Annotated in this window: 18 protein-coding genes; 3 read left to right on the top strand and 15 right to left on the bottom strand. The window is 69.0% G+C overall.

Translation table 11 applies throughout. The annotated features are described in order from the left end of the window. Together V7Z98_RS06515 and V7Z98_RS06510 are read right to left on the bottom strand one after the other, a co-directional pair. The coding region (locus tag V7Z98_RS06515; protein ID WP_334157402.1) for an AMP-binding protein at positions 1 to 1,012 on the bottom strand (1,012 nt) is incomplete at its 3' end. Positions 1,013 to 1,155: 143 nt separating this feature from the next. Next, positions 1,156 to 1,563, bottom strand: a complete 408-nt coding sequence (locus tag V7Z98_RS06510) for an acyl-CoA thioesterase (protein ID WP_293261614.1) — start codon at positions 1,561 to 1,563, stop codon at positions 1,156 to 1,158. A 206-nt stretch (positions 1,564 to 1,769) separates the two neighbouring features. On the opposite strand from V7Z98_RS06510, the gene V7Z98_RS06505 reads away from it, so the two are divergent. Together V7Z98_RS06505 and V7Z98_RS06500 are read left to right on the top strand one after the other, a co-directional pair. Next, entirely contained in the window at positions 1,770 to 3,416 is a 1,647-nt protein-coding gene (locus V7Z98_RS06505) for an electron transfer flavoprotein-ubiquinone oxidoreductase (RefSeq protein ID WP_334157401.1), read from the top strand. A gap of 94 nt (positions 3,417 to 3,510) precedes the next feature. Then, the gene (locus tag V7Z98_RS06500; RefSeq protein ID WP_334157400.1) at positions 3,511 to 4,896 is read left to right on the top strand and encodes a carbohydrate porin; all 1,386 of its coding nucleotides are present in this window, start codon (positions 3,511 to 3,513) and stop codon (positions 4,894 to 4,896) included. 342 nt (positions 4,897 to 5,238) lie between these two features. Here the strand turns inward: V7Z98_RS06500 and V7Z98_RS06495 are convergent, their stop codons facing one another. The 12 genes from V7Z98_RS06495 to V7Z98_RS06440 form a co-directional block, all read right to left on the bottom strand. Next, the gene (locus V7Z98_RS06495) at positions 5,239 to 6,906 is read right to left on the bottom strand and encodes an ABC-F family ATP-binding cassette domain-containing protein (RefSeq protein WP_334157399.1); all 1,668 of its coding nucleotides are present in this window, start codon (positions 6,904 to 6,906) and stop codon (positions 5,239 to 5,241) included. 443 nt (positions 6,907 to 7,349) lie between these two features. After that, positions 7,350 to 7,835, bottom strand: coding sequence for an SRPBCC family protein (locus V7Z98_RS06490; protein WP_334157398.1), 486 nt, complete (start codon positions 7,833 to 7,835; stop codon positions 7,350 to 7,352). Between the two features lie 272 nt (positions 7,836 to 8,107). Beyond that, positions 8,108 to 8,857 carry a hypothetical protein gene (locus V7Z98_RS06485; RefSeq protein ID WP_334157397.1) on the bottom strand — a complete coding sequence of 250 codons (750 nt, stop codon included), beginning with the start codon at positions 8,855 to 8,857 and terminating at the stop codon, positions 8,108 to 8,110. Continuing rightward, complete coding sequence (locus tag V7Z98_RS06480; RefSeq protein WP_334157396.1) at positions 8,854 to 10,086, bottom strand: beta-ketoacyl synthase N-terminal-like domain-containing protein; 1,233 nt, start codon at positions 10,084 to 10,086, stop codon at positions 8,854 to 8,856. Before V7Z98_RS06480 ends, V7Z98_RS06485 begins: the two co-directional genes overlap by 4 nt. 22 nt (positions 10,087 to 10,108) lie before the next feature. Beyond that, complete coding sequence (locus V7Z98_RS06475; RefSeq protein ID WP_293261631.1) at positions 10,109 to 10,408, bottom strand: acyl carrier protein; 300 nt, start codon at positions 10,406 to 10,408, stop codon at positions 10,109 to 10,111. Further along, on the bottom strand, positions 10,405 to 11,586 hold the full coding sequence (locus tag V7Z98_RS06470) for an ABC transporter permease (protein WP_334157395.1): 1,182 nt from the start codon (positions 11,584 to 11,586) through the stop codon (positions 10,405 to 10,407). Before V7Z98_RS06470 ends, V7Z98_RS06475 begins: the two co-directional genes overlap by 4 nt. A gap of 1 nt (position 11,587) precedes the next feature. Beyond that, positions 11,588 to 12,517, bottom strand: coding sequence for an ABC transporter ATP-binding protein (locus tag V7Z98_RS06465; protein WP_334157394.1), 930 nt, complete (start codon positions 12,515 to 12,517; stop codon positions 11,588 to 11,590). A gap of 20 nt (positions 12,518 to 12,537) precedes the next feature. After that, entirely contained in the window at positions 12,538 to 13,563 is a 1,026-nt protein-coding gene (locus V7Z98_RS06460; RefSeq protein WP_334157393.1) for a BtrH N-terminal domain-containing protein, read from the bottom strand. Next, positions 13,560 to 13,955, bottom strand: coding sequence for a hypothetical protein (locus V7Z98_RS06455; protein WP_334157392.1), 396 nt, complete (start codon positions 13,953 to 13,955; stop codon positions 13,560 to 13,562). Before V7Z98_RS06455 ends, V7Z98_RS06460 begins: the two co-directional genes overlap by 4 nt. Beyond that, positions 13,955 to 15,088 carry a beta-ketoacyl-ACP synthase III gene (locus V7Z98_RS06450; RefSeq protein ID WP_334157391.1) on the bottom strand — a complete coding sequence of 378 codons (1,134 nt, stop codon included), beginning with the start codon at positions 15,086 to 15,088 and terminating at the stop codon, positions 13,955 to 13,957. Before V7Z98_RS06450 ends, V7Z98_RS06455 begins: the two co-directional genes overlap by 1 nt. Then, positions 15,078 to 16,079 (bottom strand): dialkylrecorsinol condensing enzyme, encoded by a 1,002-nt coding sequence (locus V7Z98_RS06445; protein ID WP_334157390.1) that lies wholly within the window; start codon positions 16,077 to 16,079, stop codon positions 15,078 to 15,080. Before V7Z98_RS06445 ends, V7Z98_RS06450 begins: the two co-directional genes overlap by 11 nt. 207 nt (positions 16,080 to 16,286) lie before the next feature. Next, the gene (locus V7Z98_RS06440; RefSeq protein WP_293261651.1) at positions 16,287 to 17,060 is read right to left on the bottom strand and encodes a ferredoxin--NADP reductase; all 774 of its coding nucleotides are present in this window, start codon (positions 17,058 to 17,060) and stop codon (positions 16,287 to 16,289) included. A gap of 502 nt (positions 17,061 to 17,562) precedes the next feature. On the opposite strand from V7Z98_RS06440, the gene V7Z98_RS06435 reads away from it, so the two are divergent. Continuing rightward, positions 17,563 to 19,977 carry an EAL domain-containing protein gene (locus tag V7Z98_RS06435; protein ID WP_334157389.1) on the top strand — a complete coding sequence of 805 codons (2,415 nt, stop codon included), beginning with the start codon at positions 17,563 to 17,565 and terminating at the stop codon, positions 19,975 to 19,977. A 63-nt stretch (positions 19,978 to 20,040) separates the two neighbouring features. Here V7Z98_RS06435 and V7Z98_RS06430 read toward each other — a convergent pair whose 3' ends face one another. Further along, positions 20,041 to 21,627 carry a methyl-accepting chemotaxis protein gene (locus tag V7Z98_RS06430; protein WP_334157388.1) on the bottom strand — a complete coding sequence of 529 codons (1,587 nt, stop codon included), beginning with the start codon at positions 21,625 to 21,627 and terminating at the stop codon, positions 20,041 to 20,043. Positions 21,628 to 21,770: the final 143 nt, after the last annotated feature.

The following is a 21,770-nucleotide window of genomic DNA, read 5'->3' as shown; positions in this document are numbered from 1 at the left end:
AGACCAGCCAGTTCCACATCATCCAGCCGCAGGTGGTGAAGTAGAACACCCGGTCGTTGGGCTGCACGTCGTTGTGCAGCTGGTGTTCCTTGAGGTGCTGGACCAGGGCGCCGCCGTGGCAGTGGACGATGCACTTGGGCACGCCGGTGGTGCCCGAGGAGAACATGATGAACAGCGGGTGATCGAAGCCGACCCGGTGGTAGGTGGGCACCGTGGCCCCGGCGTGGGGGGCGGTGAAGTCGGCCAGGGTGGCGCCGTGGGCGATGGCGGCAACGTCCCCCGCCCCGAGGGCCGGGTTGAGGTAGGGCACCACCACGGTTTTCACCACGGTGGGCAGCTTGGCGGCCACCTCGGCGTTCTTGGCCAGGCAGTCCACGGCCTTGCCGTTGTACCAGTAGCCGTCGACGCAGACGAAGACCTTGGGTTCGATCTGGCCGAAGCGGTCGAGCACGCCCTGGACGCCGAAGTCAGGGGAGGCGGAAGACCAGATGGCGCCCAGGGCGGTGGTGGCGAGCATGGCCACCAGGGTTTCGGGCAGGTTGGGCAAAAAGCCCGCCACCCGGTCGCCGGGGCCGACGCGGGCGGCGATCAGGCCGGCCTGGAAGGCGGCGACCTGGCGCACCAGCTCCATCCGGCTGACCCGGCGCTTGACCTTGGATTCGCCCCAGAAGATCAGAGCGTCAGCACCATCAGCGGGCAGGCCGGCGAAGTTGAGCAGGTTCTCGGCGTAGTTGAGCTTGGCCGTGGGGAACCAGCGGGCGCCGGGCATGCGGTCGCCGTTTTCCAGGACCGGGCCGGTGCCCTTGTCGCCAACCACGCCAAGTTCGTTCCACACCAGGTCCCAGAAGGCGGCGGGCTCGTCCACCGACCATTGCCACAGGGCGTCGTAGTCGGTCAGGGGACGGCCGGCACGCTGGCTGGCCGGGGTGAGGAAACGGTGCAGCAGGGTGCCCGCCACGCGGGCGGGGGTCGGGGTCCACAGGGGGGCTGAAAGGGTGTCATCCCGGGTCATTTCTTGTCTCCAACGTTCTTATGGTGTGGTGCTGCGGCCGGCGGAAACGACGACAGGGAATAAGCGAACGGCGGGGACGGCGGCCGGCGCGCCGCCCCGGGGTGCTCAACGGCGCAAGCGCCCGGCGACTCGGGGCTTGGCGCTCAAGCCGTAAACAGATTGCGCAGTTCGTCGGGGATGGGGGCTGACTTGCCGGTGGCGGTATCCATCCACACCACCTTGGATTCGCCGGTGGCGTAGAGGGTTTCATCGCCCTTGATGCGCAGTTCGTACCAGGTCATGACGCTGGAGCGGCCCGGGTCGCCGGCGTAGAGTTTGACCTCCACGGTGCCCGGGTAGGTGAGCGGGGCGAGGAAGGTGCAGTTGGCGGTGATCACCACCGGGGCCGATCCCTTGGGCAGGACCTTGTAGCCCAGGGCTTCGAGCCATTCGACCCGGGCCTGCTCCATGTAGCGGAAGTAGATGGTGTTGTTGACGTGCTGATAAGCGTCCATGTCACCCCACCGGATGGGGATCTCGGTGGTGAGGACGAGTTTCTTCAAAGTCTCCATAATGGCGCGTTTTCCTTTGGTCGAGCCGCCCCCTTGGTCTTGGGAGCGAAATGTTTATAATGGCCGACCATACGATAGCGTATTGAACCAAAACCCACAATCGGCGGGGCCTGAGCGGCGTTTCAGGGGGAGCCCGGGCAACGGCCCGGGGCGCACCGGCCGCTAAGAACAACACCGCACACACCACCACGGAAAGGACAGCAGGTATGGAACGGGAATCGATGGAATTCGACGTCGTGATCGTGGGGGGCGGCCCGGCGGGTCTGGGCGCTGCGATCCGTCTCAAGCAACTGGCCGCCGAAAAGGGCCAGGACGTTTCCGTATGTCTGATCGAAAAGGGTGCCGAGGTCGGCGCCCACATCCTTTCCGGCGCGGTGATGGACCCCCGGGCCCTGACCGAGCTGATCCCGGACTGGAAGGAACAGGGCGCGCCGCTCAACGCCCCGGTGTCGGAAGACCGCTTCTACATCCTGTCGGAAACCGGCGCCACCAAGGTGCCCAATTCCCTGCTGCCCGGCTGTTTCCATAACGAGGGCAACTACGTCATTTCCCTGGCCAACGTGTGCCGCTGGCTGGGCCAGCAGGCCGAAGCCCTGGGCGTGGAAATCTACCCGGGCTTCGCCGGCGCCGAGGTGGTGTACAACGCCGACGGTTCGGTGAAGGGCGTGGCCACCGGCGACATGGGCATCCTCAAGGACGGCTCCCACGGCCCGGCCTACCAGCCCGGCATGGAACTGCACGGCAAGTACGTGCTGTTTGCCGAAGGCTGCCGCGGCCAGCTGGGCAAGGAGCTGGAAGCCAAGTTCAACCTGCGGGACGGCGTCGAGCCCCAACAGTACGGCATCGGCATCAAGGAACTGTGGGAGATCAAGCCCGAGCACCACCAGCTCGGCCTGGTGGTGCACACCGGTGGCTGGCCCATGGACAACGCCACCTACGGCGGCGGCTTCCTCTACCACCTGGAAAACAACCAGGTGGCGGTGGGCTACGTGGTCGGCCTGGGCTACGAGAACCCGTTCCTGTCGCCCTTCGAGGAATTCCAGCGCTTCAAGACCCACCCCACCATCCGTGGCTTCTTCGACGGCGCCAAGCGGGTGGCCTACGGCGCCCGCGCCATCGCCGCCGGCGGCCTGCAATCCCTGCCCAAGCTGGTGTTCCCGGGCGGCGCCCTGATCGGCTGCGACGCCGGCTTCCTCAACGGCTCGCGTATCAAGGGTTCCCACTGCGCCATCAAGTCCGGCGCCCTGGCCGCCGAAGCCGCCTTCGAGGCCCTGGCCGCCGGCCGCAGCAGCGACGAGCTGGCCGCCTACCCGGAAGCCTTCAAGAACTCCTGGCTGTACGAGGAGCTGTACCGCGCCCGCAACTTCAAGCCGGCCATGAGCAAGGGCCTGTGGACCGGCGCCCTGCTGTTCGGCATCGACCAGAAGCTGTTCGGCGGCAAGGCCCCCTGGACCCTGCACCACAGCGGCCCGGACCACGCCAAGCTGAAGAAGGCTTCCGAGTGCCAGCCGATCGACTACCCGAAGCCCGATGGCGTGCTGACCTTCGACCGGCTGTCCTCGGTGTTCCTCTCCAACACCAACCACGAGGAAGACCAGCCCTGCCACCTGCGCCTGACCAATCCGGCAGTGGCCATCGAGGTCAATCTGGCCCTCTACGACGCCCCCGAGCAGCGCTACTGTCCGGCCGGGGTGTACGAGATCGTGCGCGAGGCCGACGGTTCCAATCCGCGCTTGCAGATCAATGCCCAGAACTGCGTGCACTGCAAGACCTGCGACATCAAGGACCCGACCCAGAACATCACCTGGGTCGCCCCCCAGGGCGGCGAAGGGCCGGTCTATCCCAACATGTGAGCAGGCTCCGCCCCCGGGCTGACCCCGTGTCACCCGGGTGGCACAGAGCTGCAATAAAATTGCCGTCCTTTCGAGGACGGCTTTTTTTTCGACGATGACCCTCCTGCGACAGCGCTGCCGGTGGCTCCCGGCACGCCTCTTCCCGACCTTGCTGCTCGGCGCCCTGGCCGCCGGCCCCGCCTGGGCCCAGCGCGCCCCGGTCGTCCAGCCGTCCCCGGAGGCCGGCAGCAGCGCCGTGCCCGAAGCCTGGAACGCCTACGTCCAGACCACCTACATCTGGCAGAAGAAGTGGGCCTTTCCCGCCGCCTACAGCGGCACCAACAGCCTGCGTCCCAACGCCGAAAAGAGCTATTCCTTCACGGCCACCGCCTTCCTCGGGCTACGCCTGTGGCAAGGGGCCGAGTTCTACTACAACCCGGAGGCGGCCCAGGGCGTGCCTCTGTCGGGCCTGCTCGGCCTGGGGGGCATGACCAACGGCGAGATGGCGCGCACCACCGGCCCGACCCTGGTCGGCTACAACGCCCGGGCCTTCCTGCGCCAGACCATCGACCTGGGCGGCGAAACCGCCGCCGTGGCTTCGGAGGCCAATCAACTGGCCGGCAACGTCGCTTCCCGGCGGATGGTGGTCACCGTCGGCAAGGTGGCCATGGGCGACATTTTCGACGAGAACCGTTACGCCCACGACCCACGCAACGATTTCATGAACTGGGCGATCATCACCCACGGTGCCTACGACTACGCCGCTGACGCCCGGGGCTACAGCCTGGGCTTCGCCGCCGAATACTTCGACCCGGCCGGCTGGGCGATCCGCGCCGGCCGTTTTGCCATGCCCAAGGAATCGAACGGCCTGCCCCTGGACCCCAGCCTGACCCGCCAGCACGGCGACCAGGTGGAGCTGGAAATCAACCACGGCCTGTTCGGGCGGCCCGGCACGGTGAGGTTTCTCGCCTTCCGCAACAAGGCCGGCATGGGCAGCTTCCGCGCCTCCCTCGACCTGGCCGCCGCCACCGGCACCACGCCGGACCTGGCCCTGACCCGGCAGACCCGCTACAAGACCGGCTTCGGCATCAACATCGAGCAGCCCATCAGCGACGAGCTGGGTGCCTTCTTCCGCGGCAGTTGGGCCGACGGCAAATCGGAAACCTTCTCCTACGCCGAGATCGACAATTCCATCGCCGGCGGCATCGTGCTCCAAGGCAACCGCTGGGGCCGGGCCAACGACCGCATCGGCGCGGCCCTGGTGCGCAACGGCCTGTCCAGGGACCGGCGCGATTACCTGGCCGCCGGCGGCCTGGGCTTCTTCCTCGGCGACGGGGCCCTCAACTACCGGCCCGAGCAGATTCTGGAAACCTTCTATGCCGCCCAGCTGTGCAAGGGCTTTACCGTCAGCCTCAACTACCAGTACATCCGCAACCCGGCCTACAACGCCGACCGGGGCCCGGTGAACGTGGCGGCGATCCGCCTCCACGCCGAATACTGAGGGGCGACGCCCGCTCTCAGGCGGGCGCGCTCCGGACACCCAGCGGGCGCCCGGCCAACGGGCCACAGAAAATCCGGCCCCGGCCAAACCCCGCGCCAGTCCTTGCGTTCCAGGCATGGCCGGCGGAACACAACGACTGGCGCGGCTTTTCAGGGACACCCGTTGAAGCGCCGCGCCCTGTCTAGGGTTCAGCCCCCTGCCCTACCCGGCTCGATCACTGCCAGCAGCGCCTGCCCTGGCGGCCCATACCACCCCCACCCCCACGCCCGGCAACCGGCCACGCAGCGCCACACAGCGCCGGCCGGGGCCGTTGGGGAAGGCTGGGTGTGGGACCGGCAGGCATCACTTGCGCGTCTGCGCTGCCTCTTCCCGGGCCCGCTTGGCCTCGTCGAGCAGGTAGCGCTGGTAATCCTCCAGGTCGCCGTCGAAGGGCCCGACGCCGCCTCGGGAGACCAGCCAGAATTCGTCGCACACGGCGCGCAGCAGAGCCCGGTCGTGGCTGACCAGCATCACCGTGCCTTCGAATTCGTTGAGGGCAACGCCGAGGGCCTCCCGGGTGGCCAGGTCCAGGTGGTTGGTCGGTTCGTCGAGCAGCAGCAGGTTGGGCCGCTGCCACACGAGCATGCACAGCACCAGGCGGGCCTTTTCGCCGCCGCTCATGGTGCCCACGGCCTGCTTGACCATGTCGCCGCTGAAATTGAAGGTGCCGAGGAAGTTGCGCAGTTCCTGCTCGCGCCCGGCCACCGGGCCGCGGCCGGCGGCGATGGCCTCCTTGGCCAGGCGGATCATATGCTCCAGGGGCGTGTCTTGCGGGCGCAGCACGTCCAGTTCCTGCTGGGCGAAGTAGCCGATGTTGAGGCCCTTGCCCTCGGTGACTTCGCCGCTGATCGCCGCCAGGTCCCGGGCGATGGTCTTGACCAGAGTCGACTTGCCCTGGCCGTTGGCACCGAGGATGCCGATGCGCTGGCCGGCATGCACCGAGCGGTTGATGCCGCGCACGATCACCGTCGGCGGCGTGCCGGCCGGGGCGTCGTCCGGCGGCGGGTAGCCGATGGTGGTATCGATCATCGACAGCATCGGGTTGGGCAGGTTGATCGGCTCCTGGAATTCGAAGGTGAATTCGGCGTCGGCCAGCACCGGGGCGATCTTCTCCATGCGCTCCAGGGCCTTGACCCGGCTTTGCGCCTGCTTGGCCTTGCTGGCCTTGGCCTTGAAGCGGTTGATGAAGGATTGCAGGTGGGCGATCTTGTCCGCCTGGCGAGCCATGGCGGCCTGCTGCAACACCATCTGCTCGGCACGCATGTCCTCGAACTTGCTGTAGTTGCCGCCGTAGCGCACCAGCTTGGCGTTGTCGATGTGCAGGGTGACCTGGGTGATGGCGTCGAGGAATTCCCGGTCGTGGCTGATCATGATCAGGGTGCCCGGGTAGCGCTTCAGCCAGGCTTCCAGCCAGACCAGGGCGTCCAGGTCCAGGTGGTTGGTCGGCTCGTCGAGGAGCAGGATGTCCGACGGGCACATCAGCGCCCGGGCCAGTTGCAGGCGCATCCGCCAGCCGCCGGAAAAGCTGTCCACCGGGTTGTTCAGCTCCGAAACCTTGAAGCCCAGGCCGAGGATGAGGGACTGGGCGCGGGATTCGGCGTCGTTCTCGCCGGCGTCGTAGAGGGCCATGTAGGCCTCGGCCATGCGCATGCCGTCCTCGCTGGCCTCGGCGGCCTGGACCTCGTTGCGGGCGGCGAGCAGCGCCGTGTCGCCGTCGATGACGAAGTCGGTGGCGCCCTGGTCGGTCTCCGGCATGTCCTGGGCCACCTGGGCCATGCGCCACTGGCGCGGGATGGCATAGTCGCCGCCGTCCTCGTGCAGAGTGCCGTTGAGCAGGGCGAACAGGGTCGATTTGCCGGCGCCATTGCGCCCGACCAGGCCGACCTTCTCGCCCGGGTTGAGGACGACGGAGGCCTTGTCCAGCACCACTTTGGAGCCGCGGCGCAGGGTGACGTTCTTGAGGGTGATCATGAGCGGAACATTCGGGAAGGCCGAGCATGATAGCCACCTTGGCCTGCCCAGTCCCGCGCGGCGTCAATAAACACGCTTTTTTGCCGCCGGGACGCCGGATCGGGGCAGTGCCGGACGGGGGTAAAACAGGCCCGCGCACTTGCGCCGGCTGGTTCCGATGGCTGCCCCAGTTGGTCGACCCAGTTGGCCGCTCCAGCCGGTCGTTCCAACTGGCCGCCCTGGTCGCTGCCGCAGGCGGCACGCTCCAGGTAAAAAAACGTCGCTACCGGAGAGCCCCTGGCCAAACCCCGCGCCAGTCCTTGATCTTCAGGCCATCCCTATGGAGATCGGCCACTGGCGCGGAGTTTCACACCCACCCTATGGAAAGTGGCGCCCCGCCTTGTGATTGGCGCAGGCCGTTGCAGCTTCCCGGTCGCAGCGTCCTGGCTAGAGTTGCGGCGGTCCTAACCTTCGTCGGGAATTTCCGGCTCCACCAGTTGGGCCAGCTGCTGCAAGGATTCCTGCCAGCCCAGGTAGCACATCTCGGCGGGGATCACCGCCGGCACGCCGGCCTGTTCGATGTTCACCTCGGTGCCGCAGAGCACCGCCCGCAGGTCGATGGTCACCGTCATTTCCCCGGGCATGTTGGGGTCGTCGAAGCGGTCGGTGTAGCGCACCCGGGTGGGGGGCGTCAGCTCCACGTAGCGGCCGGCGAAGGAATGGCTCTTGCCGCTGCCGAAGTTGGTGAACGACATGCGGTAGCCGCCGCCGACCCGGGCATCCATGTCGTGCACCTGGCCGGTGAAACCGTGGGGCGGCAGCCACTTGGCCATGGCGGCGGGGTCGAGAAAGGCCCGGTAGATGCGCTCGGGCGGTGCGCGCAGCACCCGGTGCAGGCGGATGGTGTTGGTGGCGTTGGAAGCGTTGGTAGTGTTGCTGGTGGCAGGCATGGGCGGTTCCTCCTGGGGTCGAGGGATGCGCCGTCAGGCAAAAGCGGATCGCCGGGCCGGGCGCAGAGACGGCCTCCCCGGGGGGCGGGCACCCGGGAACCCGTCTGACCAGGGTAGACGACCCAGGTCGATCCGGAAATCCGGCGCGGCTGGCGCCCCCCGGCCCTCGGGTCGTATGGCGTTATCCGGGTCGTTGCGCCACGGCTCCCCCAGCCGTTTTGCAGCCCCCTGAGCGCACCCGCCCGGCAGCGCGGGCGACGACCCAGGCCGGGTCAGTCGGAAAAGCCGCCTTCCAGGCCCGCCGCCCCCCAGCGCAGCAGCGCCAGGGCCGGGTCGGCCAGGTCGGCGGCACGCAGCGGGCGGAACGTGCACACCGCTGGCAGGGGCAGGCCAGCGGCCTCCCTCCCCTCTGCTCCCCGGTCCGCGCCAGACAGGGGCTCCAGGCGCAGCCACAGGCTGCGCGGCTCGGGCAGTTCGTCCACCCAGCCCCACAGCACCCCGGCGGCGGGCGCGCCGGTACAGGCCAGCGCCAGGGTCTGCAACGGGTCGGTGCCGGCGACGAAGCTGCCGTCGCCCTGCCAGCCCAGGGTCCGGGCCAGGGCGGCGAGGGTCTGGCTGGGCAGGGTCTGCATGAAGGTGAAGGGCAGCACCCAGCCTTGGGCGAATTGTCCCAAACCGACGCCGATGGCCGCGGCGCAGCCACGCTCGCTGCCGATCCGCAGCCAGGCGTCGGGGGGCAGCAAAACGGGAGGGCGGGCGGGGGATGCCGGCGACAGGACGCCGGCCGAAGCGCCGCCGTCCTGGGCCGTGGCACGGGCCGTCTCTGCCGAATCCAGCCCATTCGCCACGTCCGCCAGGCATTCCAGGGCGCCGTAGAGGGCCAGTTCGGTCCACGTTCCCAGGCGGCGCGGGCGCTGGCCGAGGCGGGCCACCAGGCGCTCGTGCCAATCCGCCGGCAGGCCGACGCTGCGGCCGGTGACCTGCCACAGCCGATTGACGGGAGGCGTGCGGTTGGCGCTCATTGCGCCGCCTCCCGGCCATCCAAGTCTTCCAACACCAGAGCAGCATGGCCGCCGCCAAAGCCGAGGATCAGGGCCAGCACGGTGCCCGGCGGCGCCGCCAGGGGCGTGGTGCCGTCGGCCAGGGCCATGCGCAGCGCGGGATCGAGGGACCAGTCCCGGGGGGGCTGCACGCCCGCTTCCAGGCAGGCCGTGAGCAACGCCAGCTCGGCGGCGCCGGAGGCGCCCAGGGTGTGGCCCAGGGCGGCCTTGAGGGTCACCAGGGGCGGCAGGGAGGCGAAGCGCTCGGCCAGCACGGCGGCTTCCACCGCGTCGTTGCCCGGGCTGCCGGCGGCCTGGACCTTGACCAGGCCGACGTCGGCGGCTTGCCGGCCGGCCTCGGCCAGGGCGGTATCAATGGCGCGGGCGATGGCCGGGGCCACGGCGCCGGCTGGGTCGCTGCCATCCACCACCCCGGCCAGTCCGGCCACCGCCCAGCGCGCCCCGGGGGGCGCGTGGCGGGTCAGGCGCAGGGCGGCCACCGCCTCCCCCAGCACCAGGCCGTCCCGCGCCGCGCCGAAGGGCCGCGCCGCCTCCGGCGAGAGCAGCTGCATGGCGGCAAAGCCGGCCAGGGTGAAGCGGTTGGACAGCTCGACCCCGAGCACCAAGGCCGAATCCCAGGGGCCGTCGGTCAGCATGTCCCGGGCGGCGGCCAGGGCGTTCATCGCCGAGGTACAGGCGGTGGATACCGCGAACACCGGCCCCTGCCAGTCGAGCCAGGCGGCGATGCGCCGGGTGAAATCGGTGCAGTCGGTGGACGGGCAACGGGCCAGGGCCAGGGCCTCCACCGCCCCCACGTCGTTGGACGACGAGGCCACGAACAGGGGGCCGGAGCGGTCGGCGGCAGGGTTGCCGGCATCGGCCTGTTTCTCTGCCGACTTCTCTGCCTGCGCCACGGCCCGGCGCACCAGCTCCCGGGCGCGTTCGTACCAGGCCTCCATATTGCCGCTGGGCGCGGAAGGCGCCACCTCGGCCGGGATACCCCGGTAGGGCCAGGATTCGGCGTCGCTCCCCTCCCCCAGGGTCACCCGGACAGTGGCCGCCCCCACGGGGGAAGCACCGGCGGCCAGGGTATCCAGGGCGGCGGCCAGGCTCCCGCCGAGGCAGGACACCAGGCCCCGGCCGGCGAGGTACACCGGGGGGCGGCGGGAAACGCCGGGGGAAACGGAAGGATCGGGCAGCGCGGCGGCCATGCGGAAAGAGGCGCGGCCGGGGTCAGGCGACCGGAGCGACCGGGGCGGCCGCCAGGCGGGCCTCGGCCAGCCGGACGGTGAGGTGCTCGGCCAGGGTGGCGAGGCAGGCCAGGGCGCGGCGGGTTTCCTTGCTGTCGGCCATGCGCACGCCATAGCGGCGCTGGATCGCCATGGAGATCTGCAAGGCGTCGAGGGAATCGAGCTGGAGGCGCGATTCCGGGCCGAACAGGATTTCGTCCGAAGCGATCCCGCCGGCGGGTTCGTCCTTGTCCGCGGCGTCCAGCACCAGGGTCTTGAGTTCGTCGATGAGGGCTGCGTTCATGACAGGGTCTTCCGGGAGAAGAGCAGGCGCGCCGCCGCCAGCATGGCCGCGGCGAAGGCGAACAGGATGGCGGCCTGGGGCAGCACCTGGGCCGGGCCGCCGCCCCGCACCAGCACGCCCACCAGGCCGTCCAGGGCCCAGTTCATGGGCGACAGGGCGGCCACCCGCTGCATGGCGGCGGGCATGATGAAGGTGGGCACCATGATGCCGCCCACCGCCGCCATGAGGATGTTGATGACCGGGCCGATGGCGTTGGCCTGGGCGTGGCTGCGCACCAGGCAGGCGACGCACAGGGCCAGGCCCACGGCGGCGGCGCTGATGGCGGCCAGCACCAGCAGCAGGGCCAGGGGGTCGATCCCGGCCAGGGACAGGCCATCGCCGCCCAGAAGAGGCATCAGCCATACTCCCACGGCCAGCATCAGGGCTGCCTGGACGCCGTTCACGATGAAATAGGGAATGGCCTTGGCCGCCACCTGGACGCCATCCGGCACCCCCAGGGCAGACAGGCGCGCCAGGGTGCCGTCGCTCCGCTCCTGCACCAGCAGGTTGGCCATTGCCGCCACCACGAAGAACATGCCGAAGATCAGCCAGGCCGGCACGTTGTGCTGCACGGCGGACAGGCGCAGGCCCTGGGGGCCGCCGCTGCGCTCGCTGGCGATGAAGCGCCCGATGTCCGCCGCCCCGGCCGGAGCCAGGCCCATGAAGCGCTCCATGAGGAACAGGGCGCGCACCTCCCCCACCAGGGCCGACAGCTGGGCGGCGGTGACGCGCTGCACGCCGCCGTCCATGCCCGGTTCCACCACCAGCCGCAGGGGCGGCGCCGACGGGGCCTGGGGTGCCGACAGGGCGTCGGAAAAACCCGCATCCAGCACCAGCACGTACTTGAGGTTGGGCGCCCCTTGGCCGCCTTGGGAGGAGAGCGCCGCCCGCCAGTCCGCCGGCAAGGGCCGGGGAGTGCCGTGCTCTTCCTGCCAGCGCTCGACGAAGCGGGTCGCCGCCGGCCCGTCGTCGTGCTGGGCGATGGCGTAGGCCAGGGTGTCGGCGGGCGGGTTGTAGGCGTTCTTGAGGGCCAGGGACATCACCACGATGAACACCAGGGGCATCAGGAACAGGGCCCCCAGGCCGTGCAGATCGCGGCTCAGGGCGAGGAATTCCTTGCGGATCAGGGCGGCCAGCATGTCAGTCGCGCAGGGTGCGCTGGGTCAGGTCGAGGAACAGCTGTTCCAGGGAGCACTCGCCGTAGCGGGCGCGGCGCACCGTACCGCCGGCAGCGGCCACGGCAGCCAGGGCCGGGGCCGGGTCGCCGTCGGCCAGCAGGTCCACCACCACGCCGCTCCCCTCTTCCCGCGCCGTGCCGAAGGGCGCCAGGACGGCGGCCAGGGCGGTCCGTTCCAGGCCGTCGGCCTCGACGCGCAGCTGGCGGGCGCCCTCGGCGTGCAGGTCGGCCAGGGGGGCGTCGCGCAGCACCCGGCCGTGGTCGACGATGACCACCCGGTCGGCGATAGCCTCGATCTCGTCCATGTAGTGGGAGGTGTAGATGATCGCCGCGCCGCCGTCGGCCAGGCGGCGCACGGCATCGAGCAGGAAGGCCCGGGACTGGGGGTCCACGCCGACGGTGGGCTCGTCGAGGACGATCAGCTCCGGCTCGGGCAACAGGGCAATGGCCAGGTTGAGGCGGCGCTTGAGCCCGCCGGAAAGGCGCGCCGCCCGTTGGCCGGCGAAGCGTTCCAGTTGGGTGAAGGCCAGGCAGGCGGCGGCCCGTTCCCGGGCCTTGGCGCCGTGCAGGCGGGCGGCACCGGCGAAGCAGGCCAGGTTTTCGGCCACGGTCAGGGCGGGGAAGAAGGCGTATTCCTGGGGCGCCACGGCGATGCGGGTGGGGGCCTGGCGGCGCACCTCGGCAAGGGGCACGCCGTCGATGGCGATCGCCCCCTGCTGGATCGGCAGCTGGCCGGACAGGTGGGAGATCAGGGTGGTTTTGCCCGCGCCGTTGGGGCCGAGCAGGCCCAGCACCGCGCCCCGCCCGGCGGCCAGGGATACCCCGGCCAGGGCCGGCTCGGCAGCGCCGGGATAGCGGTAGGCCAGGTCGCGGACTTCCAGCATGGACGGCATCGGAAGGCTCGCCCCGGCGCTCAGAGGGCGCCGCGCAGGTCGCGGAAGAAGGCGGCTTCCCGTTCCGCCTGCTCGCGCAGCAGTGCTGCCAGGGCGGACGGATCGAGGGTTTCCCGGCCCTTGAGCATGCGCGCGGCGCGCAGGGCAAAGACGCGCCAGTGGTCGCCGATGGTCAGCAGCCGCGCCGAGAACTCGGCCAGCACCGGCTTATCGCACAGCTCGGCGGCTTCCTGGAGGAAAGCGGCGTAGAGGAAGCGGAAGCCGGCGCCGCCGGTGCCGATCTCTTCCTGCATGCGCACCATGTGGCCGATGAAGGCGGCGCTGGCCGGAGCCTGGGGGTCGAGGGCGGCGATGCGCTTGGCCAGCAGGCCCATGGCCCGCACCCCGACGATGGGCACCGGCGCCAGCATGGCGCGGGCGGTGCGGCGAATGGCGGCGAGCACGGCCTGGGGATCGACCCCATCGCGCCCCACACCCAGCACCCGGTAGAGCAGGCCCTTGGGCGCCAGCAGGCCCTTGGCGAAGCGGGCCCGGGCCAGATCGGCCCGGGAGCAACGCTGGGGCGTCTCGAACACCGGGTCGCTGATCAGGTAGTCGTCCCCTTCCCGACCGATCACCAGCAGGTTGTGGCCGTTGAAGTGGAAGCGCATGTCCTCGGGGAAGTAGGACAGCCAGAACACCGAGGTTTGCAGCCCCACCACCTCGCCGGCGTCGAGCAACTGGTCGAGGCGTGCCTGGCCCGCTTCCGGGCGGCGGAAGGTCTCGAAAGAGAGCTTCAGCCCCAGGGGCTTGGCCAGGCCGCGGATGATGGCCCGGGGCGGCATGCGGTAGGCGATCAGGGGCAGGCCCTGGAGCTTGACGAAGGGCAGGTAGGCGAAGGCCAGGGCGCCGGACAGGCCGAAGGCCATGGCCTCCGACAGGGGCAGGCCGGCGTGGCTGACCAGGGTCGAGATGGCGCCGCTCTCGCAGTGGGCGGCGTGGCGGTGCTGGAAGGCGGCGGAGGTTTCTGCGGAAGATTCGGCGGAGGTGGGCAGCGCGGCGTTCATGGCAGGCGGGTCAGTTGGTCCACGGTCAGGCCCAGGGCGTCGGCGTAGCGGGCCAGCAGGGCGGGCTTGAGGCGGGCGAACACCGCCGGGCGCAGGTGGCGGCGCACCCGCCAGCGCCACAGGCCGCTGGCCTGGGCGAGCAGGGCCAGGTCCATGCGCCGGGCGTACATCCAGTACTCCAGGGACGAGGCCGTCCCGGCGGCGACCCTGGCCCGGGCCTCATCGGCCTGCTGGCGCAGGGCGTCCACCGCCTGGAGGGTGACGATCTCTTCCACTTCCCAACCTTGCGACGGGGCGGTGACGATGCGCCCCTGGGCGTCCCGGGCGTAGAGGGCCTTGCGCAGCCCGGCGTGGGTGCGGTTGCCTTCCTGGGGGACCTGGTCGAATTCCATCAGACCGCTTCCAGGTACACGAAACCGCAGGAGAAGCGGCCGCTTTCCGGCACGTACATGAGGATGCGCTGCCCCTTTTCGATGCGGCCGCTCTTGAACAGCTCGTCGAGCATGATGTAGGGCGAGGCGGAGCCGGTGTTGCCTTTGTCCGACAGGTTGGTGAACCAGCGCTCCCGGGGCACCGGCAGGCCGATTTCGACCAGGCGCCGCTCCAGTTCGTCGGCGAAGAACCAGGACGACATGTGGGGCAGGAACCAGTCGATGCCGTCCGCCGTCAGGCCGCGCTTGGCGGCGATGGCGGCCAGGGGCTCGGCGAAGGTGGCGGTGCCGATGTTGTCGTTGAGCAGGCGCACGTCCTGCTTCACGGCGAAGATCGACTGGGCGCCCCAGGCATCCGCCGAATAGCGCAGCCAGCCCTTGAGGCCGCCGTCGGCGGTCTTGTCGGCGCCGGCGTACATGCAGGCGGGCAGCTGGTGGGCCGCCGACGACAGGTCGATCCAGTGGATGCGCAGGGACAGGGGCCCCCGGGGCTGGTTTTCCAGCAGCATGGCGCCGGCACCGTCGGAGAGCATCCAGCGCAGGAAATCCTTTTCGAAGGCCAGCTCGGGGCGCTCTTCCAGGGCCGCCACCTTGTGCTCGGCCTCGGCGTCGAACAGCTGGGCACGCAGCAGGGGCGAGGCCAGCTCGGAGCCGGTGGCCACGGCACGGCGCGCCTCGCCGGCGCGGATCGCCAGCCAGGCGTGCTTGAGGGCGGCGGTGCCGGCCAGGCAGATGCCGGCGCAGGAGACCACTTCCAGGCGCGGCCATTTCAGCTCGCCATGCACCATCACCCCGTGGTTGGGCATCAACTGGTCGGGCAGCGTGGTACCGGTGGCCAGCACGTCCACCTGCCCCGTGTCGCCCAGGCCCTCGATGGCGCGCACGGTGAGCTGGGCATTGGTCATGGCCGGCTCGCCGGTGGCCCGGTCGATGGCGTAGTGGCGGCTCTTGATGCCGTTGCTGCGCAAGACGACGCGCCGGGCCCGGGAAGGCTTGCCGCCAACCATGCCGAGCACCTGCTCGATCTCGTCGTTGGACACCGGATCGAACGGCAGGTAGGCGGCGGTGCGGGTGATGAAGACGTCAGTGCTCATACAGGGAAAGGCGCTCCCGGCCGGAACCGGAGGGTTGCTCGAAATGGGTTTTGAGGGCGCCCAGGCGGCGGCGCAGCAGGGGACGCAACAGGGTCTGGACGGTCAGGCTGAGAGGCACCACGGCGATGATCGCCGCGATCAGGAAGGCCACGTAGGCGGCCAGGGCCGGCACACGCCGCGCCGCGCCCGGGGGGCCGATCCAGCGCAGCAGTTTGCCCCAGACGAAGAAGCTGCGGGTGCCCACCTTCTCGCTGGCAAGCAGGCGCGGATCGACCGTCACCGCCCCCAGGCCGGCGAGCAGCGGCCCCCTGCCCTGCTCCCCATCCCGGTCGAGGGCCTCGGCCAGGGCATGGCCGAAGCGGGTGGCGCCGGCGATGGTGGCGGCGTCGATGCCGGCAGGGGGCAGGCCCAGCCAGGCGTCGCGCCGGCCAGTGAGCATCCAGCGCGGCGTGGTAACGAGGGTGGCCAGGGTCGGCCCCGGGTCGGTGAAGGCCACATGATCGATCAGGCGGGCGCCCAGGGCGGCGAGGCGGGCCTTCATCTTCTCCTGGGCAAGCAGCCACATGTTGCGGCAGGCCACCACGGTGACCACCGGCTTGCCGGCCAGCAGCCGGACCGCCAGGGGATCGGCGAGAAAACCTTGGATCGGCAAGGACGGGGCCAGGAACCACACCTGGTAGGGCAGGATCACCAGGTCGAAATCCTCGTCGCCGGTGAGCCCGAGCGGAGCAAGCCGGGGGGGAACCTGGTGGGCGCTTTCGGGGAAAGCGTCGAGAAAGCGGAAAAACGGCCAGGGAAATGGGTAATCGGCTTCCGGACGCAGTTTTTCCACATGAACGTCGATGCGGCCGTTTTCCAGCAAGGGCGCCACGATCTGCCGGGTGATCGCCGACAGCTGGCCGCTCTGAGAATACTCCACCACCAGCACCCGCTTGCGCGGGGCGCCCGGACCGGGGCGAGTGACAGGAGCATGGGGCGGAAGTGCGGCCACGGAAAATGAAGGATGGGAAAAGGTTATTTTTTCGGCATTTTGGGAACGCCGACGCAAAAGAGCCGGAAGTCTAGCATTTCTGCTTGTCTTCCGGCTCTTTGGGAACCATTCGCAAACGCATAAAAGCTGCGCAAACGACGGCCCGGCCAGCATTTCCGGCATTCGCGCCGCACCGGCTGCCAGGGCAATCGGCGCGGCCCGGGGCGCTTACTTCTCGACGAAGGCGCGCTCAATCACGTAATGGCCCGGGTTGTTGTTGCGCGATTCCTCGAAGCCGCGGGAATCGAGCATGGCGCACAGGTCCTTGAGCATGGCGGGGCTGCCGCACAGCATGACCCGGTCGTCGTCTAGGTTCATGGGGGGCAGACCGATGTCCTCGAACAGCTTGCCGGTCTCGATCAGGTCGGTGATACGGCCCTGGTTGCGGAACTCTTCGCGGGTGACGGTGGGGTAGTAGATCAACTTCTCGGTCACTTCCTCGCCGAAGAACTCGTTCTGCTGCAGGTCGCCGTCGATGAAGTCGCCGTAGGCCAGTTCGCTCACGTAGCGCACGCCGTGCACCAGGATGACCTTCTCGTAGCGCTCGTAGACCTGGGGGTCCTTGATGATGCTCATGAAGGGGGCCAGGCCGGTACCGGTGGACAGCAGGTAGAGGTGCTTGCCCGGCAGCAGGTTGTCCATGATCAGGGTGCCGGTGGGCTTGCGGCTGACCAGCACTTCGTCGCCGACCTTGAGATGTTGCAGGCGGGAGGTCAGGGGGCCGTTGGGGACCTTGATGGAGAAGAATTCGAGGTGCTCGTCGTAGTTGGCGCTGACGATGCTGTAGGCCCGCATCAGCGGCTTGCCGTCGACCTGGAGGCCGATCATGACGAAGTGGCCGTTCTCGAAGCGGAGGCCGGCATCGCGGGTGGTGGTGAAGCTGAAGAGGGTATCGTTCCAGTGATGGACGGACAGGACGCGCTCGGTGGAGATGTTCGACATGGCTAAAAAGGAATAAGCAAGCCGCAAATACAGGCGAATGAGAAAAATTCGCAGCGAGTCTAGCACTTTTTGCTGACCTCGTGCTGCTCCGGTTTTCCACAAGCCCTTGAGCTTAAAAGAGAAAACCCCGTAAACGCCAAGGTTTTTCAGGGGTTTATTGATTTTTATCAGGGAATTGCCACCGGCGTATTCCCGGTCCCCACCCCAGTCCGGCGGCACGAAAACCCCGAGTTACGGCGGTTGCCGAATGACCCGCCCTCTCCCATCAGCGCCTCGCCTCACCCGAAGCGGCGCAAGCCAATCTGGTGCGTTCCCGAGTGCCAGCACCAAACCGGGGCGGAAGCACCGCTTCAGGCCGCCGTCAGGCAAGAACCCGAAAAAACCCAGCAGAAACAAGGCCGCATCCCGCCGCGGGTCTGCCATGCGCGCCCATCAGCCATGCCGCATTTCCCATGGCACGCCCCTTGCAGAACCAAGGGTGCCCCACTCTCGACACCACGCCATGCACCTCCTGCTCAAATACGACGGCCAGTACGCCCCTCCCCTCTGGCAAGCCCTCGGGGCCGAACATTCCGCCCTCCACGTCTGGCGCTTCACTCTGCCCGACGCTCCTTCCCTGGACGGGCTGATGGAAACCCTGGCCGCCGAGACCAACCAGTACATCCTGCAACAGACCTTCGCCCTGATCCACGACACGGGAGCGCCGCCCACCTCCCCCGGGGACGTGCTCGGGCGCATCACGCCGTTCAACACCCTCTATGCCCGGCGCCTTCATTCCTGGTTGGAAGGGGATCTGGCCCCCTACATCCGTATGCACTTCCAGCCCCTGGTGGATCTGGCCCAGGGCGGCGAGATCTTCGCCTTCGAGGCCCTGTGCCGGCTGCAGGACCCCCAGGGGCGGCTGCTCTCGGGGGCCGATGCCTTCCGCCTGGCCGCCCAGCTGCAACGGGAGGCGGACCTGGACCTGGAATGCCAGCGCCTGGCCTTGGCCGCCAAGGCCGGCGCCATCCCCGCCGACAAGCTGCTGTTCATCAACGTGCTGCCGCGCAACCTGGTGCACCAGGGCTGGATGAACAGCCTGTCCGAATCCCTGGAGCATCTGGGCATCGATCGGCGCCAGGTGGTGATCGAGGTGGTGGAATCGGAACGGGCCGATCCGGCCATGCTGGCGCAAAGCTGCGACGCCCTGCGCACCCGGGGGTTTCGCATCGCCCTGGACGACATGGGCTCGGGCTTCAACGGTCTGTCCACCCTGGCGGCGGTGCGCGCCGACTTCATCAAGGTGGACCGGGCCATCGTGCACGGCGCCCAGGGCAGCAAAGTGCGCTCGGTACTGCTGGAGGCCATCGTCTCCATGGCCCAGCGCCTGGGGGCCACGGTCATCGCCGAGGGGCTGGAACGGGCCGAGGACATCACCTTCGTGCGCGACATGGGCATCGGCTACGCCCAGGGCTACTACTTCGCCCCGCCCCGGGCCGAAGTCATCACTGCGGTGACGCCCCTGCCGGGCCTCGACGAATCCTGCCTGTCCCGGGCCAAGGACCGCTTCGCCCTCACCGACCTGATGGACCCCGGGGTGGCGGTGGAGATCCAGGAGCCCCTGGAGGCGGTGCGCCGCCTGTTCACCGACAACCCGTCCCTGGCCCTGGCCGTGGTCACCGACGACGCCCAGCCGATCGGCCTGGTGCGGCGCGGCCGGGTGCTCTCCAGCCATGCCAGCAAGACCCTGGGCAAACTCTCCGAGCCCCTGGCCCGCTCTCTGCCCAGCCGGCTCACCTCGGCAGCCCTGGCCCGGGTGCTGTACCACGACCGCAAGGACGCCGATCCCTGGGTGGTGACCTCGCCCGACGGCCGCTACCAGGGGATGATCCACCCCATGACCCTGATCGCCCAATTGCTGGCGCGGCGCGAGAACGGCAACAACCTGCATCCACTTTCCCAACTGCCCACCGGCCCCAGCCTGCGCCTGACCCTGGACAGCCGGCTGGCCCAGGGCCAGGAGTTGTGCCTGGTGTACATCGACCTGGACAACTTCAAGGCCTACAACGACCGCTACGGCTTCATCCGCGGCGACGCCATGATCCGCTCCCTGGCCGAGCTGCTGCGCTACCGCTTCGGCCAGCGCAAGGACTGCCTGCTCGGCCACATCGGCGGCGATGATTTCGTGCTCATCCAGGAACGCATGCCCGCCGGCCTGGTGCCGGAACTGCTCGACATCATGAGCCAGTTCCACGCCATCGCCGCCCACCTCTACGACCACGACGACGTGGCCCGGGGCCACTTCGTCACCGAGGACGGCAGCGCCTACCCGATCGCCAGCATGTCGGTGGCGGTGGTCACCGGCCTGGGGCCGGACGGAACGCCCCTGCCCAGTTCCCTGGCCGCCGCCGAGCGGGCCGCCGCCCTGAAGAAGATCGGCAAGGTGGCCGAAGGCAGCGTGGTGGTGGTGGACGGCACCCCGCCCGCCCTGCATCGGGAGAGCCCCCACGCCGCCCTGCGCGACTGGACCGACTCGGCCCTGGAAGCCCTCCGCGCCCTGGAGGAGGCGCCCCGGAGCAAGGATCCTCACGCCCTGGACCTGGCCTTCCGCACCTCGCCCTACTTCGAGATGGTGTTCGAGTTGGACGGCGCGGGCATGCAGCGCTACCCCAACTGGATCAATCCGGAGATGTACGGCCGCATCAAGGCCGGCGGCATGGGCGCCGACCGCTCCGCCCAGGCCTATTTCGCCGAGGTGCGGGACACCGGGCGGCCCTTCGTCTCGCCCATCTACCTGTCCACCGCCAGCGAGGATTTCTGCCTGACCCTGGCCGTGCCCCTGGCGGACGGCCAGGGGCGTTTCGACGGGGCGCTGGTGGCCGACATCAACATCGGCGCCCTGGCCGCCCTGCTGCGTCGGGAGGCCGCGCCAGCCTGACGGCTGCCCGTCCGGGCGAACGCCCCGCCAGCGCCCGGGGAGGCGCCTCCCCGGGCATTCCGTTTATTGCAGGGCGGTCTCCAGGTGCCGCAGCAGGTCCTTCAGTTCCCGGGCGGTGGCATACAGGCGCTGCACCCCGCCCCCCACGTTGTCGGTGGATTCCACGCTCTGGTTGGCCGCCTGGGCGATCCGCTCCATGCTTACCGCCACGTCGTGGGACGCCTGGGACTGCTGGGTGAGCATGTGGGAAACGTCGTCGGCCATGCCCAGGCACTTGTCGGTGGCAATGACGATGGAATCAAGACTGCGGCTACTTTCCTCGATCACCGCCGTGCCCGTGGTGACTTCCGCCGCGGTGTTCTGCATGGTCTGGACCGCACTGTGGGAGCGCTGGGTGATCTCGCTCACCACCGTGGAAATCTCGGCGGTGCTGCTGGTGGTGCGCTCCGACAGCTTGCGCACCTCGTCCGCCACCACGGCGAAGCCCCGCCCATGCTCACCGGCCCGGGCCGCCTCGATGGCGGCGTTGAGGGCCAGCAGATTGGTCTGTTCGGCGATGTCCTTGATGATGGTGGTGATGTGGCCGATGCGCTCCACATGCTGGTGCATGCCGTTCATTTCACCCAGGGCCCGTTCCACGATATCCACGATGCGCTGGGTGCCCTCGATGCTCAGGCCCATCTTGGACTTGCCCTGCTGGGCGATTTCCTGGGCCTGCTGGGTGGCCGCCACGTTCTGCTGGGTGAATTCGGAGACTTCCTGAATGGAGACGCTCATTTCCTCCAGGGCGCTGCCGATCTCCTCGACGCTGGCGCTCTGCTCGTTGGCGCTCTGCACCAGCTTTTGCATTTCCGCATCCAGGGCCTCGGCCCGGGCTTCCACTTCCTGGGACGAAAGCAGCACGTCGGCGAACATGGCGCGCAGGTGGATGCGCAAGGATTCGAGCTGTAGTTGGAGGCCCAGACGGTCGTTGCCATGGAGCAGGCTCTCGTGCAGGCGCCCCTCGTCGATGGCGAGAATGCCCTGGCGCACCCAGCGGATGGGCGCAAAGACGTTGCTGCGCAACCAGAGCATCTGGCCGGCCAACAGCACCGCCGCCACGGCCGCCAGCCCCAGGCCCGGAAACCCGCCGAGCCACCCCCCGGCCAGGGCGAAAAGCCCGCTGAGAACGCTCAGGACGCAGGTCAGCCGCCCCGGGCGCACGCTCCGCCCCACCTTGGCGGTGACGGGAAAAGCGCTCTGCTTGCCCCGGATCGCCGAATAGAGGGCGTCGGCCTTGGCCACCTCTTCCCGCCTGGGGGTATTGCGCACTGACATGTAGCCCACCGGCACGCCGTTTTCGGTGACGGGGGTGACGTAGGCCTCGACCCAGTAGAAGTCACCATTCTTGCAGCGGTTCTTCACCAGGCCCCGCCAGGGTAGCCCGGCCTTGAGGGTCTTCCACAGGTCGTCGAAGGCCTCCGGCGGCATGTCCGGGTGGCGCACGATGTTGTGACTGGCTCCCAGGAGTTCTTCCCGGGTGAAACCGCTGATATTGACGAATGAAGCGTTGGCGTAGGTGATGCGCCCCTTCAGGTCGGTTTTGGTGACGATCGGCTTGCCCGGCTCAAGGAAACGCTCATGAGCCGTCACGGGTAAATTGACCTTCATGCGTAGCCCCCATATCAGTCCGCGTGGTTGTCGATCCGTTGCGGTCGATCTTTCTGGGGACCCGGGCAGGCGTTGCACCGGTACTGCGCGCCACCGTTCTCGCCTCTTCATGGCCTTCCTGCTGCCACCTGGGCCGGTCATTG

The sequence above is a fragment of the Oryzomicrobium sp. genome, from assembly GCF_036820405.1.
Lineage (GTDB): Bacteria > Pseudomonadota > Gammaproteobacteria > Burkholderiales > Rhodocyclaceae > Oryzomicrobium.
The sequence above is the reverse complement of the archived record's forward strand: the minus strand, read 5'-3'. Positions and strand labels throughout refer to the sequence as shown.

What these genes read in the sequence shown, in the direction of transcription:
- V7Z98_RS06510 (WP_293261614.1), bottom strand. Translation starts at nt 1,563, where the DNA reads ATGGAGACTTTGAAGAAACTCGTCCTCACCACCGAGATCCCCATCCGG.
- V7Z98_RS06505 (WP_334157401.1), top strand. Translation starts at nt 1,770, where the DNA reads ATGGAACGGGAATCGATGGAATTCGACGTCGTGATCGTGGGGGGCGGC.
- V7Z98_RS06500 (WP_334157400.1), top strand. Translation starts at nt 3,511, where the DNA reads ATGACCCTCCTGCGACAGCGCTGCCGGTGGCTCCCGGCACGCCTCTTC.
- V7Z98_RS06495 (WP_334157399.1), bottom strand. Translation starts at nt 6,906, where the DNA reads ATGATCACCCTCAAGAACGTCACCCTGCGCCGCGGCTCCAAAGTGGTG.
- V7Z98_RS06490 (WP_334157398.1), bottom strand. Translation starts at nt 7,835, where the DNA reads ATGCCTGCCACCAGCAACACTACCAACGCTTCCAACGCCACCAACACC.
- V7Z98_RS06485 (WP_334157397.1), bottom strand. Translation starts at nt 8,857, where the DNA reads ATGAGCGCCAACCGCACGCCTCCCGTCAATCGGCTGTGGCAGGTCACC.
- V7Z98_RS06480 (WP_334157396.1), bottom strand. Translation starts at nt 10,086, where the DNA reads ATGGCCGCCGCGCTGCCCGATCCTTCCGTTTCCCCCGGCGTTTCCCGC.
- V7Z98_RS06475 (WP_293261631.1), bottom strand. Translation starts at nt 10,408, where the DNA reads ATGAACGCAGCCCTCATCGACGAACTCAAGACCCTGGTGCTGGACGCC.
- V7Z98_RS06470 (WP_334157395.1), bottom strand. Translation starts at nt 11,586, where the DNA reads ATGCTGGCCGCCCTGATCCGCAAGGAATTCCTCGCCCTGAGCCGCGAT.
- V7Z98_RS06465 (WP_334157394.1), bottom strand. Translation starts at nt 12,517, where the DNA reads ATGCCGTCCATGCTGGAAGTCCGCGACCTGGCCTACCGCTATCCCGGC.
- V7Z98_RS06460 (WP_334157393.1), bottom strand. Translation starts at nt 13,563, where the DNA reads ATGAACGCCGCGCTGCCCACCTCCGCCGAATCTTCCGCAGAAACCTCC.
- V7Z98_RS06455 (WP_334157392.1), bottom strand. Translation starts at nt 13,955, where the DNA reads ATGGAATTCGACCAGGTCCCCCAGGAAGGCAACCGCACCCACGCCGGG.
- V7Z98_RS06450 (WP_334157391.1), bottom strand. Translation starts at nt 15,088, where the DNA reads ATGAGCACTGACGTCTTCATCACCCGCACCGCCGCCTACCTGCCGTTC.
- V7Z98_RS06440 (WP_293261651.1), bottom strand. Translation starts at nt 17,060, where the DNA reads ATGTCGAACATCTCCACCGAGCGCGTCCTGTCCGTCCATCACTGGAAC.
- V7Z98_RS06435 (WP_334157389.1), top strand. Translation starts at nt 17,563, where the DNA reads ATGCACCTCCTGCTCAAATACGACGGCCAGTACGCCCCTCCCCTCTGG.
- V7Z98_RS06430 (WP_334157388.1), bottom strand. Translation starts at nt 21,627, where the DNA reads ATGAAGGTCAATTTACCCGTGACGGCTCATGAGCGTTTCCTTGAGCCG.